General features: G+C 74.6%; 15 protein-coding genes. 5 read left to right on the top strand and 10 right to left on the bottom strand.

Translation table 11 applies throughout. From position 1 onward, the window contains the following. Positions 1 to 130: 130 nt before the first annotated feature. On the bottom strand, positions 131 to 1414 hold the full coding sequence (aceA, locus tag BN2279_RS06545; protein ID WP_059007395.1) for an isocitrate lyase: 1284 nt from the start codon (positions 1412 to 1414) through the stop codon (positions 131 to 133). Between the two features lie 387 nt (positions 1415 to 1801). Between aceA and BN2279_RS06540 the strand changes: the two genes are divergently transcribed. After that, entirely contained in the window at positions 1802 to 3211 is a 1410-nt protein-coding gene (locus BN2279_RS06540) for a short-chain fatty acyl-CoA regulator family protein (RefSeq protein WP_059007393.1), read from the top strand. On the opposite strand, the gene BN2279_RS06535 is transcribed toward BN2279_RS06540, so the two are convergent. Beyond that, positions 3174 to 4118: a LysR family transcriptional regulator gene (locus BN2279_RS06535; RefSeq protein WP_059007391.1), complete on the bottom strand. Its 945-nt coding sequence runs from the start codon at positions 4116 to 4118 to the stop codon at positions 3174 to 3176. The genes BN2279_RS06540 and BN2279_RS06535 overlap by 38 nt on opposite strands. A gap of 122 nt (positions 4119 to 4240) precedes the next feature. Here BN2279_RS06535 and BN2279_RS06530 point away from each other — a divergent pair, with 122 nt between their 5' ends. Then, entirely contained in the window at positions 4241 to 5731 is a 1491-nt protein-coding gene (locus tag BN2279_RS06530) for an MFS transporter (protein ID WP_059007389.1), read from the top strand. A 72-nt stretch (positions 5732 to 5803) separates the two neighbouring features. Here BN2279_RS06530 and BN2279_RS06525 read toward each other — a convergent pair whose 3' ends face one another. The 5 genes from BN2279_RS06525 to BN2279_RS06505 form a co-directional block, all read right to left on the bottom strand. Further along, complete coding sequence (locus BN2279_RS06525) at positions 5804 to 6796, bottom strand: AurF N-oxygenase family protein (protein ID WP_059007388.1); 993 nt, start codon at positions 6794 to 6796, stop codon at positions 5804 to 5806. Continuing rightward, the gene (locus BN2279_RS06520; protein ID WP_234347514.1) at positions 6793 to 7539 is read right to left on the bottom strand and encodes a TetR/AcrR family transcriptional regulator; all 747 of its coding nucleotides are present in this window, start codon (positions 7537 to 7539) and stop codon (positions 6793 to 6795) included. The genes BN2279_RS06525 and BN2279_RS06520 overlap by 4 nt, the downstream gene beginning before the upstream one ends. A gap of 222 nt (positions 7540 to 7761) precedes the next feature. Beyond that, complete coding sequence (locus tag BN2279_RS06515) at positions 7762 to 8268, bottom strand: cupin domain-containing protein (protein WP_059007386.1); 507 nt, start codon at positions 8266 to 8268, stop codon at positions 7762 to 7764. Positions 8269 to 9000: 732 nt separating this feature from the next. Then, positions 9001 to 9483, bottom strand: a complete 483-nt coding sequence (locus BN2279_RS06510) for a phosphatase domain-containing protein (protein WP_059007384.1) — start codon at positions 9481 to 9483, stop codon at positions 9001 to 9003. Between the two features lie 70 nt (positions 9484 to 9553). Continuing rightward, positions 9554 to 11014: an aminotransferase class I/II-fold pyridoxal phosphate-dependent enzyme gene (locus BN2279_RS06505; protein WP_059007399.1), complete on the bottom strand. Its 1461-nt coding sequence runs from the start codon at positions 11012 to 11014 to the stop codon at positions 9554 to 9556. Between the two features lie 208 nt (positions 11015 to 11222). On the opposite strand from BN2279_RS06505, the gene BN2279_RS06500 reads away from it, so the two are divergent. Then, entirely contained in the window at positions 11223 to 12119 is an 897-nt protein-coding gene (locus BN2279_RS06500; RefSeq protein ID WP_059007381.1) for an alpha/beta fold hydrolase, read from the top strand. 62 nt (positions 12120 to 12181) lie between these two features. Here BN2279_RS06500 and BN2279_RS06495 read toward each other — a convergent pair whose 3' ends face one another. Beyond that, positions 12182 to 12775 carry a helix-turn-helix domain-containing protein gene (locus BN2279_RS06495; protein WP_059007379.1) on the bottom strand — a complete coding sequence of 198 codons (594 nt, stop codon included), beginning with the start codon at positions 12773 to 12775 and terminating at the stop codon, positions 12182 to 12184. An 83-nt stretch (positions 12776 to 12858) separates the two neighbouring features. Here BN2279_RS06495 and BN2279_RS06490 point away from each other — a divergent pair, with 83 nt between their 5' ends. Then, positions 12859 to 13950: an NAD(P)/FAD-dependent oxidoreductase gene (locus BN2279_RS06490; protein ID WP_079031918.1), complete on the top strand. Its 1092-nt coding sequence runs from the start codon at positions 12859 to 12861 to the stop codon at positions 13948 to 13950. Between the two features lie 35 nt (positions 13951 to 13985). After that, positions 13986 to 14696, top strand: coding sequence for an SAM-dependent methyltransferase (locus BN2279_RS06485; RefSeq protein ID WP_079031917.1), 711 nt, complete (start codon positions 13986 to 13988; stop codon positions 14694 to 14696). On the opposite strand, the gene BN2279_RS06480 is transcribed toward BN2279_RS06485, so the two are convergent. After that, the gene (locus BN2279_RS06480; protein ID WP_059007377.1) at positions 14641 to 15594 is read right to left on the bottom strand and encodes an endo alpha-1,4 polygalactosaminidase; all 954 of its coding nucleotides are present in this window, start codon (positions 15592 to 15594) and stop codon (positions 14641 to 14643) included. The genes BN2279_RS06485 and BN2279_RS06480 overlap by 56 nt on opposite strands. 53 nt (positions 15595 to 15647) lie before the next feature. Further along, positions 15648 to 16344: lipase family protein (locus tag BN2279_RS06475; protein WP_234347512.1), on the bottom strand; the 697-nt coding region annotated here is incomplete at its 5' end.

Below are 16344 nucleotides of genomic sequence, written 5' to 3'. Positions count from 1 at the left end.
GTACGTGGCGGTGGTCTTGGCGTTTATGAGCGGGGCGACGGGAGCGCGGAGGAAGCCGGTGTCCGCTCCGGCGGCGGGGTCGGGTGTGTATAAGAGGCAGGTCAGGGGGGGCGGCGGGTGCCGCGGCCGGTCAGTGGAACTGCTCCTCCTCGGTGGAGCCGCGCAGCGCGGTGGTCTCCGAGGCGGGGTTGAGGGCGGTGGAGACGAGGTCGAAGTAGCCGGTGCCGACCTCGCGCTGGTGCCTCACGGCGGTGAAGCCGTCGGCCTGGGCGGCGAACTCCCGTTCCTGGAGGTCGACATAGGCGGTCATCCCGGTCTCGGCATAGCCGCGCGCCAGGTCGAACATCGCGTGGTTGAGGGAGTGGAACCCGGCCAGGGTGATGAACTGGAAGCGGTAGCCCATCGCGCCCAGTTCCCGCTGGAACTTGGCGATCTGCCCGTCGTCCAGGGCGGCCTTCCAGTTGAACGACGGGGAGCAGTTGTAGGCGAGCATCTGGTCGGGGTGGCGGGCGTGGACGGCCTCGGCGAACTCGCGGGCCTGCTCCAGGTCGGGGGTGCCGGTCTCCACCCACAGCAGGTCGGCGTAGGGGGCGTAGGCCAGGCCGCGGGCGATGACGGGGGCCATGCCGTCGCGCACGCGGTAGAAGCCCTCGGCGGTGCGTTCGCCGGTGCAGAACGGCGCGTCGCGCTCGTCGGTGTCGCTGGTCAGCAGCGTCGCGGCGAGGGCGTCGGTGCGGGCGACGATGACGGTGGGCACGCCCGCGATGTCGGCGGCGAGCCGGGCGGCGTTGAGGGTGCGGATGTGCTGGGAGGTGGGGACGAGAACCTTTCCGCCGAGGTGTCCGCACTTCTTCTCGGCGGCGAGCTGGTCTTCGTAGTGGATGCCGGCGGCGCCGGCCTCGATCAGCGCCTTGGTCAGCTCGAAGGCGTTGAGGGGACCGCCGAATCCGGCTTCGGCGTCGGCGACGATCGGGGCGAGCCAGTCGGTGGTGTCGGTGCCGCCCTCGGCGGTGGCGATCTGGTCGGCGCGCAGCAGGGCGTTGTTGATGCGCCGGACCACCGCGGGGACGGAGTTGACGGGGTAGAGGCTCTGGTCGGGGTAGGTGTGGCCGGCCTGGTTGGCGTCGGCGGCGACCTGCCAGCCGGAGAGGTAGATGGCGCGGAGTCCGGCTTTGACCATCTGGACGGCCTGGCCGCCGGTCAGCGCGCCCAGGGCGTGCACGTAGTCGCGGTCCCGCAGGTCGCGCCAGAGTCGTTCGGCGCCGCGCCGGGCGAGGGTGTGTTCCTCGCGGACGCTGCCGGACAGGCGGAGCACGTCGTCGGCGGTGTAGGTGCGCTCGATGCCGTGCCAGCGCGGGTCGGTGGCCCAGTGGCGGGTCAGTTCCTCGGCGGCTGGGGTCGTTTCCGGTGCCATGCGGGTCTCCAGGCGGGTGTGTCGGGACAGGGGTCCCGTGAGCGGGCGCTCGCGAGCGGGTGTCTGTGAAGGGTGCGAAGCCGGGGTGATCGGGTGCCCCGGGGCGGCCCGCCGTGCCACTTCGATGCGCGCGAGGCGGGATATCGGGCGGGGGCCGGACGGATGGTGCCGGGGTCTCCGACGTCAGGGCGGGAATCGTGCCCCGGTCTCCGCTCCGGCCGCCGGGCTCCGGCGGGCCGTGTCTCGACTCTGACAGAGGCACTGGGTGCCATCAACTGTGGACCGTTGCCAAGTTCTGCGAACTTTCGCGCGCCGTTCTGCCAAGGTTGCGAAGGCGATCCGGGGCGGTTTCGGCGCTAGCCTGGGCGGCGGCGGAGGGAGACGCGGATGAGCAGGACGTACGCGGGTGCCAGGCTGCGGCGGCTGCGGGAGGAACGGCGGCTGTCGCAGGCGGAGCTGGCGCGGGTGCTGGCGATCTCGCCGAGCTACCTCAACCAGATGGAGCACGACGCCCGCCCGTTGACGGTGTCGGTGCTGCTGCGGCTGACCGAGGCGTTCGGGGTGGATCCGGGGTTCTTCTCGGAACGGGACACCGCGCGGACGCTGGCCGACCTGCGGGAGACGCTCGCCGACGAGGTGGCCGCCGGGCGGGTGTCGGGCGCCGATCTGTCGGACCTGGCGTCGCGGCTGCCCGCGGTCGCGGCGGTGCTGATCGAGCTGGGGCGGCGCAACCAGGCGCTGACGGAGCGTCTGGCGGAGGCCACGGAGCCGCGCGGGGCCGCCACGGTGCCGGGCCCCCGTTCACCGCACCAGGAGATCCGGGACTTCTTCTACCGGCGGCAGAACTATCTGCACGAGGCGGACACGGCCGCCGAGGAGCTGGCCGCGGCGATCGGTGTCCGGCCCGGGGAGGTGCTGCGCGCCCTGTCGGCGCGGCTCACCGCGCGGCACGGGGTGCGGCTGACCGCCGGGGGTGACCGGCCGCACCGCTACGACCCGGCGGAGCGGGTCCTGCACCTGTCGTCCCGGCTGCGCCCCGGCCAGCGGGCGTTCCGGATCGCGACGCAGCTCGCGCTGCTGGAGTACGGCGAGGAGCTGTCGCGGCTGGCGTCGCGGGAGTACGAGGAGCGCTCCGTCACGTGGTCGCTGGCCCGCATCGGCATCGCCAACTACTTCGCCGCCGCGCTGATCCTGCCGTACCGGGATTTCCACGCCGCCGCCGAGGATCTGCGCTACGACATCGAGCGGCTCGGCGACCGGTTCGGCGTGGGCTACGAGACGGTCTGCCACCGGCTCAGCACGCTCCAGCGGCCCCGGCTGCGGGGCGTGCCGTTCGCGTTCGTGCGCGTGGACCGGGCGGGCAACATGTCCAAGCGGCAGTCCGCCACCGGCTTCCCGTTCTCGCGGGCCGGCGGCACCTGCCCGCTGTGGAACGTCTACGAGGCGTTCGCCGCGCCGGGCCGCGTCCATGTGCAGGTGGCGGCGATGCCGGACGGGCAGCGCTACCTGTGGACGGCCCGCACCGTCGCCCGGCGCCGGGGCGGCTGGGGCGAGCCGAGCCGGACGTTCGCCGTGGGGCTGGGCTGCGAGATCCGGCACGCCCACCGGCTGGTGTACTCGGACGGTCTCGACCTGGGCAACGAGGCCGCCGCCACCCCGATCGGGATGGGGTGCCGGGTGTGCGAGCGGCTGGAGTGCCCGCAGCGGGCGGTGCCGCCGCTGGGCCGGACGCTGGCGGTGGACGAGAACTCCAGCACGTTCACGCCGTTCCCGGTGACCGGCGAGGGTCCGGGGTGACGCCCGCTTCCAGTTCGGCGGCGATGTCCCGGATCCGGCCGCGCAGCCAGCGGTGGGCGGGGTCGGCCTCGTTGCGGGGGTGCCATGCCTGGGAGACGGACAGCCGGGGCAGGTCCAGCGGGATGTCGAACGTGGCCAGGCCGAGGCGTTCGATCTGGGTGCGGGCCAGGTGGCGCGGGGTGCGGCCGACGAGGTCGGTACCCGCGGCGACCAGCAGGGTCGCGGCGAACGACGGGACGGAGGCCACGACCCGGCGGCGCAGGCCGCGTTCGGCGAGCAGGTCGTCGATCGGGCCGTGCAGCCGGCCGCGCCGTGACGCGGTGACGTGCTCGGCCGCGGCGTAGCGCTCGGGGGTGATCGCGCCGCTGAGCAGCGGGTGGCCGCGCCGGACGACGCCCACGTTGTCGTCGGTGATCAGGTGTTCCACGCGGGTCTCGGGCGCGTGGTCGGTGATCACGCCGATCTCCAGGTCGACGGTGCCCTCGCGCAGCAGCAGGGAGTCGCCCGGCCCTTCCGGCAGGAGCCGCAGCGAGACGCCGGGCGCCTCCGCGCGGACCCGCGCCAGCAGGCGCATCCCGATCGCGGTCAGCAGCGCGTCGTCGGCGAGCAGGGTGAACGTCCGCTCCAGCGTGGTGGGATCCAGCTCGCCGACCGGGGCGAACAGCGCCTGGGCGCTCTCCACCAGCCGCCGCACGTCCGCGCGCAGCGCCAGCGCCCGGGGGGTGGGCACCATGCGGCGGCCGGAGCGGACCAGGACGGGATCGCCGAGCGCGCGCCGGATGCGGGCCAGGGTGCGGCTCATGGCGGGGCTGGACAGGTGCAGCCGGTCGGCGGCGCCGCCGACGCTCTCCTCCTCCAGCAGGGCGTCGAGGGCGATGACCAGGTTGAGATCCAGCTTGGAGTGCATGGGACGCACTCTCCCCTTCCGGAAGTTGCATTTGAAGTCATGTGAGTGGGTGCCTACGGTAATCGGAGACGGTCGGCCGCCGCCATCTTCATCTCCCTCTCCCCTCTGCGAGGTGCCCTGTCATGACCGTCACCGCCTCCCCGGCGGCGCCCGCGCCGCCGCGTCCCCCGGCGGGCCGGACCCGCGCCGTCCCGGCCCTGATGTCCGCCTGCGTCGTGCTGTGCGTCGCGCTCGTCGCCGCCGTCAACCTGGCCGTCCCGCAACTCGCGGGCAGTTCCCTGAAGCCCTCGTCCGGCGAACTGCTGTGGATCGTCGACGCCTACGTCATCGTCTTCGCGTGCCTGCTGATACCGGCCGGCGCGCTCGGCGACCGGCTCGGCCGCAAGGGCGCGCTGATCACCGGCCTGGCCGTCTTCGCGGCGGGCTGCGCGCTGTCCGCGCTGGCCCCCGGCACGACCGTGCTGATCGCCGCCCGCGCGGTCACCGGAGTGGGGGCCGCGCTGATCATGCCCGCCACCCTGTCCCTCACGCTCCAGGCCGCCGCGCCGGAACGCCGGGCGCACGCCATCGCGTTGTGGACGGCCGCCTCGGGCGCGGCCGGGGCGCTGGGCAACATCGGCGGCGGGCTGGCCATGGAGTACCTGTCGTGGCGCGGGCTGTTCTGGTCGGTGGTGCCGCTGACGCTGGCGCTGCTGGCGCTGACCGCGTGGCTGGCGCCGAGGGGCGAACGGCACCCCGCGCACGCGGACCCGGTCGGGACCGCGCTGTTCGTCCTGGCGTTCATGGCGCTGCTCTACGGCGTCATCGAGGGCCCGGGACGCGGCTGGGGCTCCCCCGCCGTGCTGGGCGCCTTCGGCGCGGCGGCGCTGCTGCTGGCCGCGTTCACCGTGCACGCGCTGCGGGCCGCGCAACCGCTGTTCGACCCCCGGGTGTTCGCCGTGCGGCGGCTGCGGGCCGGGGTGCTGGGCCTGATGGTCACGTTCTTCGGGCTGTTCGCGCTGTTTTTCGTCAACGCGCAGTATCTGCAGTACGCCAAGGGCTACTCGCCGGTGGTGACCGGGCTGGCGGTCGGGCCGCTGGCGCTGGGCATGCTGGTCGTGGCCCGGCGCGGGGTGGGTCTGGTGGCCCGGTACGGCACCCGGCGCATGGTCGGGATCGGGCTGGTCGTCCTGGCGGTCGGGCTGGCGCTGCTGTCGCTGGCCGACGCGGACACCCCGTACGTGCTGTACGCCGGGGTGCTGCTGGTGATGGCCCTCGGCATGGGGCTGTCGATGCCCGCGCTGTCCGGCGCGATCGTGGGGGCGCTGCCGCACGCCCGGGCGGGGCTGGGCTCGGGCCTGAACGGCGCGGCCCGGGAGATCGGCAGCGCCCTGGGCGTGGCGGTGATGGGCACGGTGCTGGCCGGGCGGTTCGACGCGTCGCTGCCGCCGGGCGTGCCCGACGGGTCGGCCGGGCAGGCGCTGGCCGCCGCGCGGGAGTTCGGGCCGCAGGCCCGGGCCGAGGTGATCGGCGCGTTCACGGACGCGATGGGCGCCGGCTTCCGGGTCGTCGCGGGGGTGGTGGGCGTGCTGGCGCTGCTGGTGCTGTTCTGGTTCGGCGAGGACGACGGGTGAAACGGGTCACCGGCCGTCCGCCGGCCCGGGGTGCGGCCTGGTCGGCCGGCCCCGGGCCGGGGCGTGTGCGGGTCAGGCCGCCGCGGCGGCTTTCTTGCCGCGGGGCTCGTCCCAGATGCCGAACGCCTGCCAGATCCGCCGGTTGACGGGCGTGACGACTCCCAGTTCGGCCATCAGGTCGCGGATCTTGCCGACCGAGGCGCGGATCTCGTCCTGTGCGGCCTCGCTCTTGTACGCCTCGCGGACGACGTCGGCGGGGATGTTGAAGTGGCGGACCATCGGGCCGGGCGGGGAGAGCATGATCCGGGCCATGACCCCGAGGATGGCGGGCGTCGCCAGGCCGAGGATGCGGCGCCTGAGCCGGGGCATGCCGGGCACCCGGTGCTTGAGGTAGTGCCGCGCGAAGGAGATGTGCCGGGCCTCCTCCGCGATGTGGATGCGCATGATGGTCTCCTCCAGCGGGTGCTTGATGTGCCCGCCCTTGAGGGTCTTGCGCTGGACGTAGTCGATGGGGTCCTCGCCGCCGAGCACGAAGACGAAGAACAGCTCGGTGTTGATCAGCGGGATCAGCGGGGTGATCTGGGCGATCGCGCTCAGCGCCCGGGGCATGCCGCGGATGGGGAGGGTGCTGCGGTTGACGAACTCCTGGAACATCATGCCGTGATGACATTCCTCGGTCGTCTCGTGGTAGACGTACCGGAATTCGGGCCGGCCGTTGGGCAGCCGGTAGGCGTAGTTGAGCAGGCCCCGCTTCAGCAGGTTCTCGAACTGGAGGCCGATCTTCATGGCCGTGGCCACCCGGAAGAGCCCTATCTGGGCCTGTATCTCCGGCGGTTGGGACCGGTACCACTCGGTCTCGCCGAGCCGGTCGACCGGCGGGAGGATCCAGCGGGGGTCGTTCTTGTCGACCTGGAAGTCGGGGTCGTCCCAGGGGATGTCGGCGTACGCCTCCCAGTGCTTGTCCACCGACGCCTTGTTGAGGCGGTCGATGACACCCAGGTAGGCCGTGCGGTCCTTGACCTGCGCGCGCAGTTCCTCGGCCAGGTCCGTGGGGGGTTTGGTCATCTCGGGCGCTCCCTTGCGCTCGTTCGGTCGGATGCGTCGGGGTCGGTCGGTGCGTCGTCGGAGGTGCCGGGTGTGCCGGGTGTGTCGGGTGCGTCGGGTGCGTCGGGGACCAGGAGGCGGGCGAAGTTCTTGACCTGGCCGAGCACTTCCGCGTGGTGGCCCTCGGCGTCGTCGTCGAGGGCGTTCTGCACGGAGAGGCCGACGTACAGCGCGAACAGGCTGCGCAGCAGCGTCGGCAGGATCTCGCGGTGCAGGGGGTTACGGGGAAAGAGCCGCTCGAAGGTCGCGAGCATCGTGTCCAGGATCCGCTCGTTGAGATCCCGGCACAGGCCGCGCAGTTCCTCGTCGGTGCGGGCGGCCATCGCCAGTTCGAGCAGCGCCCTGGCCGGGCGGCTGCGGAAGACCTCCCAGAGCAGGTCGAGCGCGCCCTCGACGTTGTGGCGGTCGGGGGGCAGTTCGGCGAACGCCGCCTCGTAGGCGAGGCGTTGGGCCGCCAGCAGGTGTTCGAGGGCGGCGGCGACCAGCGCCATCTTCGTCGGGTAGTGGTGCTGCTGAGCCCCGCGCGAGACACCGGCGCGGCGTGCCACCTCGGTGGTCGAGGTGCCCGCCCAGCCCAGGTCGGCGAGGCAGTCCATGGTGGCGTCGAGCAGCCGCCCCCGGGTGCGCGACCGCCGCTCGTCCTGGGTGCGGCGGACGGCGGGGCCGGAGGTCCGGGCGTGGTGCTGATGGCTGCTCACGGTCACGCCACGACGGTAAGAGCGCCACATACAAGCAAGCAAGCCTGCTTGTATGTGGTCCCGGTCACAGCCCGGCGCCCGGGGCGGGCGAAGGGGGCCCTGAGCCCCCGGACACCGGGGTGGCGGCCGGTCCCCGTTGCCGCGTCCCCCGTCGTCGGCCCGACCGCACTCCCCCACTCTGGCGGCGGGTCATGAACGAACGATCAACATCCGATCGTCACCGGATGGTCAGGCCCGGTTCGGGCCGCCGTCCTCGTCGACGAAGAACGTGTCGTGCTCGACCAGGAAGTCGGCGAACTCCTGCCCGCCGCGCCGGGCCATCTCCGCGACGCGCTCGAAGTACGCCTCGCGCGGCGCGCCCGGCGCGAACAGCAGCAGCAACGACGCCGCGTCGTCGGAGTCGTTCCGGAAGCCGTGGAGGCCGCCCACCGGGACGTAGAGGAAGTCGCCCTCGCGGCCGGTGACCCAGCGCTCGCCGTTGTAGAGGGCGACTTCGCCGGACAGCACGAAGAACGATTCGGAGATGGACCGGTGGAAGTGACTGGTCGGCCCGGGCGCCCGGGGCGCCATGTCCACCCGGTAGAGGCCGAATTCACCGCCGGTGGAGGCGTGGGTGGCCAGGTAGTGGGTGCGGGTGCCGGAGGGCGCGGTCAGGTCCGCCTCCGTACCGGCCGGTCGGAGCACGGCGTTGACCTCGCCCGATTCCCCGGTGTAGCGCGCCTGCGGATACGTCATCTGTGGTCCCTCCCGTGGGTCGTCGGCCCTCACGCTACGCGGCGGCCCCGGCCAGGCCCGGGCCGGAACGGGCACGTGTCCCCGGACCGCGGCGGGGCTGTGGGGCCAGCCGCGCGGGGAACCCGACGCCGTCGCGGCCCCGCGTGACCGTGCGGGAACGACGACCGCGCGTCGCACGATCGCCGCCGAACAAACCGGCGCGAGAACCACCGAACGCCCCACCCGAACCGTGGAGCGGCCCCGGGCGCCGCCACATCCGTGACCCGGACGACGCCCGCGCGCCCGCGGCGGACGGCCCGGGGCGGGCCCCCGCCGGCGAGCGTGGCCCGGTCGAACCGCTCCCCCGCAGCAACCGGATACGGCGGGGCGGCCCGGGGCACCGCCACACCCGTGGCCCGGAAGGCAGCCGGGTGGCCGGCGACCGCGTATCGCGCGGCCGTCGCAAGACGGTGCGGGAACTACGGTGCGGGAACGGCTGAACGCCCCCCGACACCGCCCGGGAACCGCGGGGTGGCAGAGGATGCCAACGCACCCGTGGCCCGGACGACGCCCGCGCGACCCGGCGCGGGCGGACCGGTGCGGGGGCCGCGCCGAACGAGCGCGGACCCGGCCGGGCCGCTCGCCCGGCGTGCCCGGAAACGGCTGGCCGTCCGGGGCGTCGACGCGCGCCGTTCGGGGGCGGTTCGACGCTGTCGTCGGCCCGTGCCCGGGTCCGGGCGCCTCCATAGGCGCTCAGGTGCGGCCCTGTTCCTCCTGGGCGCGTTCCAGGAGCGTGGGGGCCGTCATCCAGGTGGCGCGCACCACGTGGAAGCCCGCGTCCTCGTAGGCGTCGCACACCCGCTGGTCGTCGTCCACGACGACGCTCACGGCGCGGTCGCGGGCCAGCCGGGCCAGCAGGCGGGGTTTGGCGATCCGGGCCGGGCGGCGGTCGCCGTCGGCGCGCATCAGCAGCGCGCCCGCGGGCAGGCCGTGGCGCGTCGGCCAGGTCGCGGTGTCGCGGCGGCAGCGCGCGGGCCGCCCGGTCACGTACGCGAGGTCGCTGGTGGCCGCGTGCTCCAGGGCCAGCGCGACGCCCTCGGCCAGCGGCGGGTCGTCGGGGGCGGCGGCGAAGAAGGCGTCCCAGTCCGGGGGGCGGCGGCGCAGGTGGCGCAGCCGGTGCCGCACGTCGGCGAGGGTGCCGTCCAGGTCGAACACCGCCACCGGCCGCCCGGTCATCCGGTCACCTCCCCGGCGCCGTCGGGTACGGCGCGCCGTTCCCCATCATGCCGCGCCCCGGGCCGGGGGGTCAGTCGGCCGTCACCCGGAAGGAGTCCATCGTGGGGTCGGCCGCGTCGGGGATCAGCATGCCCGCGGCGGCGCCGGTGCGCAGGTAGTCCACGATCTCGGCGGTGATCACCTCGCCGGGCGCGATGACCGGCACGCCCGGCGGGTAGGGGCTGATCATCTCGGCGGCGATCCGCCCGACCACCTTCTCGGCGGGGACCTGTTCGGCCGGTCCGAAGAACGCGTCGCGCGGCCGGACCGCCTGCTCCAGTTCGAAGGCGCGCGGCTCGGGCTGGTGCACGGCCGGGGGCCGTTCGATGGTGTCGGCCTCCTCGGCCAGCCGGCGCAGGGAGTCGACGAAGAGGCGCTCGGTGCGGTCGTCGTCCGCGTGGGTGAACTGGCCGCTGATCCGGTAGGTGTCCGCAACGCCGATGTCGACGTGGCAGCGGTCGCGCAGCCATTCGGCGGCCTGCATGCCGTGGATGCCCAGGCGGCGGACGTCGACGACGACCCGCAGCGGGTCGAGGTCGTGCGCGGCGTCCGGTCCGGTCATCTCGTCGTCCAGCACCCACAGGCCGGGAACGGCGGCGAGCGCCTCGCGGACGCGGCCCGAGCGGCGCAGCGCCCCTTCGAGCAGGTCGTGGCCGTGCTCGACCATCTGGCGGCGCCAGCCGTCGAGGGAGGCGTAGACGAGGGAGGAGGAGCTGGTGGTGCCGAGCAGGTCCTCGCGCTGCTTGAGGACCTGCGGGGAGACGCGGTCGCCGCGCAGGTGGAAGACGGAACTCTGCTCGATCGCGCCGCCCATCTTGTGGACGCTGGTGACCACGATGTCCGCCCCGGCGTCCATGCCCCAGGCGGGCAGCCCGGAGTGGAACGGCAGGTGCGCGCCCCACGCCTCGTCCACGATGAGCGCCGCGTCGTGCGCGTGGCAGACGTCGGCGACGCCCTCGATGTCGGCGCAGGTGCCCCAGTTGGTGGGGGGGATCAGCAGCATGCCCTTGGCGTCGGGGTGTTGCTCGAACGCGCGGCGCACGTCGTCGGGGGACGGCGGGTGGGCGAGGTGCAGGCCGGCGTCGAAGCGCGGGTGCACCCACACGGGCTCGACGCCGCTGACGATCACCCCGGCGATGACGGACTTGTGGGCGTTGCGCGAGATCAGCAGCTTCTCCCCCGGCCCGGCGACGGCCAGCATGGCGGTCTTCACCGACAGGGAGCTGCCGCACGTCGAGAAGAACGCGTGGTCGGCGCGGACCGCGTCGGCCATCAGTTCCTCGGCGCGGCTGAGCACGCCCTGGGACTCGCGGCGGTCGTCGAGCCCGTTGAGGGACAGGACGTCGGAGCGGAACACGCCCTCGCCGAGGATCTCCAGGCCCCGGGGGTCCACGCCGCGGCCCTGCTTGTGGCCGGGCGGTCCGTACACCACGTCCCCGCGCCGCCGGAACGCCTCCAGTGCTTCCAGAACGGGCACCCGCGTGTGGTCCATCGTCTGCTCGCGTCCCATGTCCGAACCACCTCCAGGGGTGTGGGGGTAACCCGCCCCGGGCGGTCGAAACCCGACGGCCCGTCAGCCGCCGCCCGGCATGGCGGGCCCGGAGCGGGACACCCGGGGGGGACGGCCGGCCCATGGACGGCCGGGGAGGCGGGAAGGGCGCGACGCGAGGCGAGCAGAGACGAGCAGAGAGGGGACCGGCGTGTTCGAGGGTTTCGCGCTGACCGACGCGGAGGGCGACGGGGGGAGGCTGCGCGTGCGGCACGGCGGCGCGGGGCCGCCGGTGCTGCTGCTGCACGGGCATCCCCGGACGCACGCCACCTGGCACCGCGTCGCGCCGCTTCTTGCCGCCGCCGGGCACACCGTCGTCTGCCCGGACCTGCGCGGCTACGGGCGGTCCGCCAAGCCGCCGACCGACGCGGAGCACCGCCCGTACGCGAAACGGGCGATGGCCCGTGACTGCCTGGCGCTGATGCGCGGTCTGGGCCACGAGCGGTTCGCGGTGGTGGGGCACGACCGGGGCGCCTATGTGGCGACGCGGCTGGCGCTGGACCATCCGGGCGCGGTGACCGCGCTGTCCGTGCTGGACGCGGTGCCGATCGGCGAGGCGCTGCGGCGGTGCGACGCGGGGTTCGCGGCGAGCTGGTGGCACTGGTTCTTCCTGGGGCAGACGGACAAGCCGGCCGAGCGCGTCATCGACGCCGACCCCGACGCCTGGTACGGGGGCGATCCGGCGCGGATGGGCGAGGAGGCGTTCCGGGACTACCGCCGCGCGATCCACGATCCGGCCACCGTGCACGCGATGTGCGAGGACTACCGAGCCGGGCTGGGTGTGGACCGGGAGCACGACGAGGCCGACCGGCGCGCCGGCCGCCGCGTCGCGTGCCCGGTGCAGGTGCTGTGGGCGACGCGGGACGACATGCCCGCGCTGTACGGCGACGTCCTGGCCGTGTGGCGGGAGTGGGCCGGCGGGCCGCTGAGCGGCGGGCCCGTCGCGTCCGGCCACCACATGGCGGAGGAGGCGCCGGAGGAACTGGCCGGTGCCCTGCGCGCCTTCTGGCGGTCGGTGGCGGGCCGGGAGCACGGCGACCGGCGGTGACCCGCGGGCGGGCGGTGAACCGTACGGGGGAACCGGTCGGCCGGTTGATGCGCCCCCGGGTCTCACCTGGTGGCGGGGCGGGCGCGGACGTGCATGCGTTCGCCCTGGGGGCCGAAGAGGCTGAGGAACTCCACCGGCCGGGTGTCCGCGCTGCCGAAGCCGTGCGGGGTGCGGGTGTCGAACTCGGCGGCCTCGCCCGAGGTGAGGATGATGTCCCGGTCCCCGAGGGCCAGCCAGAGCCGGCCGGACAGCACGTACAGCCACTCGTAGCCCTCGTGGGTGCGCTGCTCGGGCCGCACCGCCTGCGCCTGGCGCGCGGGGAGGATCTGCTTGTACGCCTGGAGGCCGCCCAGGTAGCGGGTGAGCGGCACATAGGTCTGGCCGTGCCGGGTGAACGGGCGGGGGTGGACGCGGGGGTCGCCGGTCTGCGGCGCGCCGACCAGCTCGTCCAGGGGCACGCCGTGCGTCCTGGCCAGGGGCAGCAGCAGTTCGAGGGTCGGTCGGCGCTGCCCCGACTCCAGGCGCGAGAGGGTGCTCACGGAGATGCCGGTGGCTTCGCTCAGCTCGGTGAGGGTGGCGCCGCGCTCCCGCCGCAGGGCCCGCAGCCGGGGGCCCACGGCACCCAGCACGCCGGTGAGGTCGTCGTCGTCAGTCATGATCTTATTTGCTACTCCGGCAAGAAAGTTTGTCAAGCCCGGGGGTGGGGGCACACGATCTCCGGTGATTGGAGGGACACGACATGACGACACAGAACGATGGCGTTCCGCCGTCGGGGAACGCCCCCGGCGCGGAGCGGTCCTGGGACGTGGTGGTCATCGGCGGCGGCGCGGCGGGGCTCAGCGGGGCGCTGACCCTGGCGCGGGCGCGGCGCTCGGTGCTGGTGGTCGACGCGGGCGAGCCGCGCAACGCCCCGGCGCACGGGGTGCACGGCTACCTGGGCCGCGAGGGCGTCGCCCCGGCCGAGCTGATGGCCGCCGGGCGGGCGGAGGTCACCGCGTACGGCGGGACCGTGATCGACGGGCGGGTCGTGGCGGCCCGGCCGCTGCCGGGGAGCTGCGAGACCGCGCGGGGCTTCGGGGTGACGCTCGCCGACGGGACCGAGGTGGTGGCGCGGCGGCTGCTGGTGGCGACCGGTTTGACCGACGAACTGCCGGACGTGCCGGGGCTGGCGGAGCGCTGGGGGCGTGAGGTGCTGCACTGCCCGTACTGCCATGGCTGGGAGGTCCGCGACCGGCCGATCGGCGTGCTGGCCACCGGGCCGAAGGGGGTGGACCAGGCGCTGCTGCTGCGGCAGTGGAGCGCCGACGTGACGCTGTTCCTGCACACCGCTCCGGCGCTGTCCGCGGAGCAGCGCGAGCGGCTCGCCGCGCGCGGCATCGCCGTGGTGGAGGGCGAGGTGACCGGGGTCGAGGTGACCGGTGACCGGCTCACCGGGCTGCGGCTGGGCCCGGACCGGGTCGTCGCGTGCGGGGCGGTGGCCGTCGCGCCGGACCTCGTCGCGCGGACGGAGGTGGCGTCCTCGCTGGGGCTGGCGGCGGCCGAGCAGCGCGCCGGGGAGCACGTGATGGGCCGCGCGGTGCCGGCCACCGGCCCGGCCGGCGCCACGGACGTTCCCGGGGTGTGGGTGGCGGGCAACGCCACCGACCTGGCGGCCGGGGTCATCGGTGCCGCCGCCGCCGGGTTCATGGCCGCCACGGCGATCAACGCCGACCTCGTCGCGGAGGACACCGCCCGCGCGGTGGCCGTCCGCCGCGCGCGGGGCGGGAAGGCGGACGGGCCGTTCCCGGCCCGGGCGGGAGCCGCGGGTCCCGGGCGGGGGCACGACCGGTGACGAGTGACACGGCACTGACGGAAGGGGCGGGACGGATGGACCGGACGCGGGAGCACGGGGAACGGACACCCGGGCCGGAGGGCGCGGAGCCGGCCGGGAACGAGATGGAGAAGTTCTGGGAGGCGCACTACACCGCGAAGGACCGCGTGTGGAGCGGGCGGCCCAACGCGATCCTGGTCGAGGTCGCCGGCGCGCTCCCGGTCGGGTCGGCGCTGGATCTCGGCTGCGGTGAGGGCGCCGACGCGGTGTGGCTGGCGGAGCTGGGCTGGCGGGTCACGGCCGCCGACGTGTCGGGCACCGCGCTCGGCCGGGCGTCGGTCGCCGCCGCCGAGGCGGGGGTGGCGGACCGGATCGACTTCCAGCGGCACGATCTGACGCGGACGTTCCCGGCCGGTGCGTTCGATCTGGTGTCCGCGCAGTATCTGCACGCCCCGCTGGACTTCCCCCGCGAGCGGATCCTGCGGGCGGCGGCCGGCGCGGTGGCGCCCGGCGGGCTGCTGCTGATCGTCGACCACTCGGGGTTCCCGTCGTGGGCGGAGGAACCGCTCCCGGACATCCACTTCGACGCCCCGGAGGAGGTGCTGGCCGGCCTCGGCCTGCGCACCGGCGAGTGGCGCACGGAGCGGCTGGAGACCGCGGAGCGGCGGGCCACCGGCCCGGACGGCCGGCCGGGTGTCCTGACGGACGGCATCATCGCGGTGCGGCGCACGGCGTCCGGTGGGCCCCGGACGGCGGCTCGTCCTTGATCAGGCCGTCCAGCCCCTCGGCGCGGTGCGCGCGGCACGCCGCCGAGGGGTCGACGGAGCCGGCGTAGTCGACGGCGAAGACCGCCTTGCCGCGGTCGGTGAACGCGCGCAGTTCGGCGCACTCGTCGAACTGGGCGCACTCCTCGGGGAGCGCCCAGTCGAAGGCGTCGGCGAGGACCTCGGCGGAGCCGGGCTGGTCGTGGCCGTTCTTCATGCCGACGGACAGTCCGCGCGCGTGGGCCTGGTCGGCGACCTCCCGGTACCAGGAGTGCTGGTCGTCGAGGGTGACGGGGAAACCGGGGTCGTTGCCCAGGGGGTTGTTCTGGTCCGGTTCGACGCCGTCGCAGCCCATGCGGGCGGCCAGGTCGAGGCGGGCCCAGATCAGGGGGGCGAACGCGTCGCGCGACTCCTCGCGGATGTCGAGCCAGCGTTCGCCGTCCCAGCCGGTGTCCCAGCCGATGACGGAGCCCGGTTCTGGCGGCGCGGGCCGGTCGGGCACGTCGGCGGCGTCGGCGTGGTGACCGGGGAACAGGTGGGCGTCGGGGCGGTAGCTCTCCCAGGCGCCGGTGTCCAGGTAGCAGATGACGACGGGCCGCGGCTCGCGGGCGTGCAGTTCGTCCACGGCGCCGGCCAGGGGGCCGGCCGGGACGGGGATCACCTCGCCGTCCGGGTAACGCAGTTCCGACCCGGCGGGCGCCAGGTCGAACAGGTCGAGGTCGTACATGCGGCGCGGCGCGGACAGGTCGTAGGGCTCGCCGATCTGCCAGTCCCAGTCGGCGAACTCCCCGGGCCCGGGCTGCCACCAGGTGTCCTCCTCCCCCGCCGGTCCGGCGGGGCCGTTTCCGGCGCAGCCGCCGGTCAGCAGCGCGCAGACGAGGAGCAGGACGAGCGGGCGCATGCCCCGAGCCTAGGACGGCCCGGGGAGGCGCCCGTCCCCGGGCCCCGGGTGGGTCAGAAGCTGCCGCAGTTGCTGGGCGCGGGCTCGCCGTTGAAGCGGTCGGTGAGCCATTCGGCGGAGCTTTGCGAGGTGTTGAGGGCCGCCAGCAGGTGCTGGAAGATCGGCAGGAACGCGCTCAGGTTGTTGAACTGCACGGTGGCGCCGCCCTCGCACCAGTCCCTGGCCATCTGCCGACCCTGCTCGTAGGGCACGACGTCGTCGCCGGGGGCGTGCTCGACGAGAGTGGGGACGTCGGGGGCGACGTTCCCGATGCGGGCGCCCTCCAGGACGGAGAGGAACGGCTCCTCGTCGGTGTAGTCGGCGACCGGGCGGCCGTCCGCGGTGAGCGAGCTGGTGCGGCGGAACGCGTAGCGGAAGATCGCGTCCCCGGCGCAGACGGTGCTCGCCTCGGCGAAGAGCTGCTTGCCCTGCGCGTTGGCCAGGCCCGGGATGTCGAGCTGGGGGTAGGCGGTGTCCAGGCCGACGAGGGCGAAGGCGAGGAAGCCGGCCGTGTAGCTGCCGTCGAGGCTCTCGGCCAGGACGGCGAGGTCGGCGGGCGGGGCGCCGACGTAGGCGCCGCGCAGGTCCAGCTCGGGGGCGTAGGTGGCGGCGAGTTCGGCCGCGGCGGCGGAGGCGCCGCCGCCCTGCGAGTAGCCGGTGATGCCGACCGGGCCGTCGGCGGGCAGGCCGCTGCCGGGCAGGCGCTGCGCG

It is taken from the genome of Streptomyces specialis, from assembly GCF_001493375.1.
GTDB lineage: Bacteria > Actinomycetota > Actinomycetes > Streptomycetales > Streptomycetaceae > Streptomyces > Streptomyces specialis.
The sequence above is the reverse complement of the archived record's forward strand: the minus strand, read 5'-3'. Positions and strand labels throughout refer to the sequence as shown.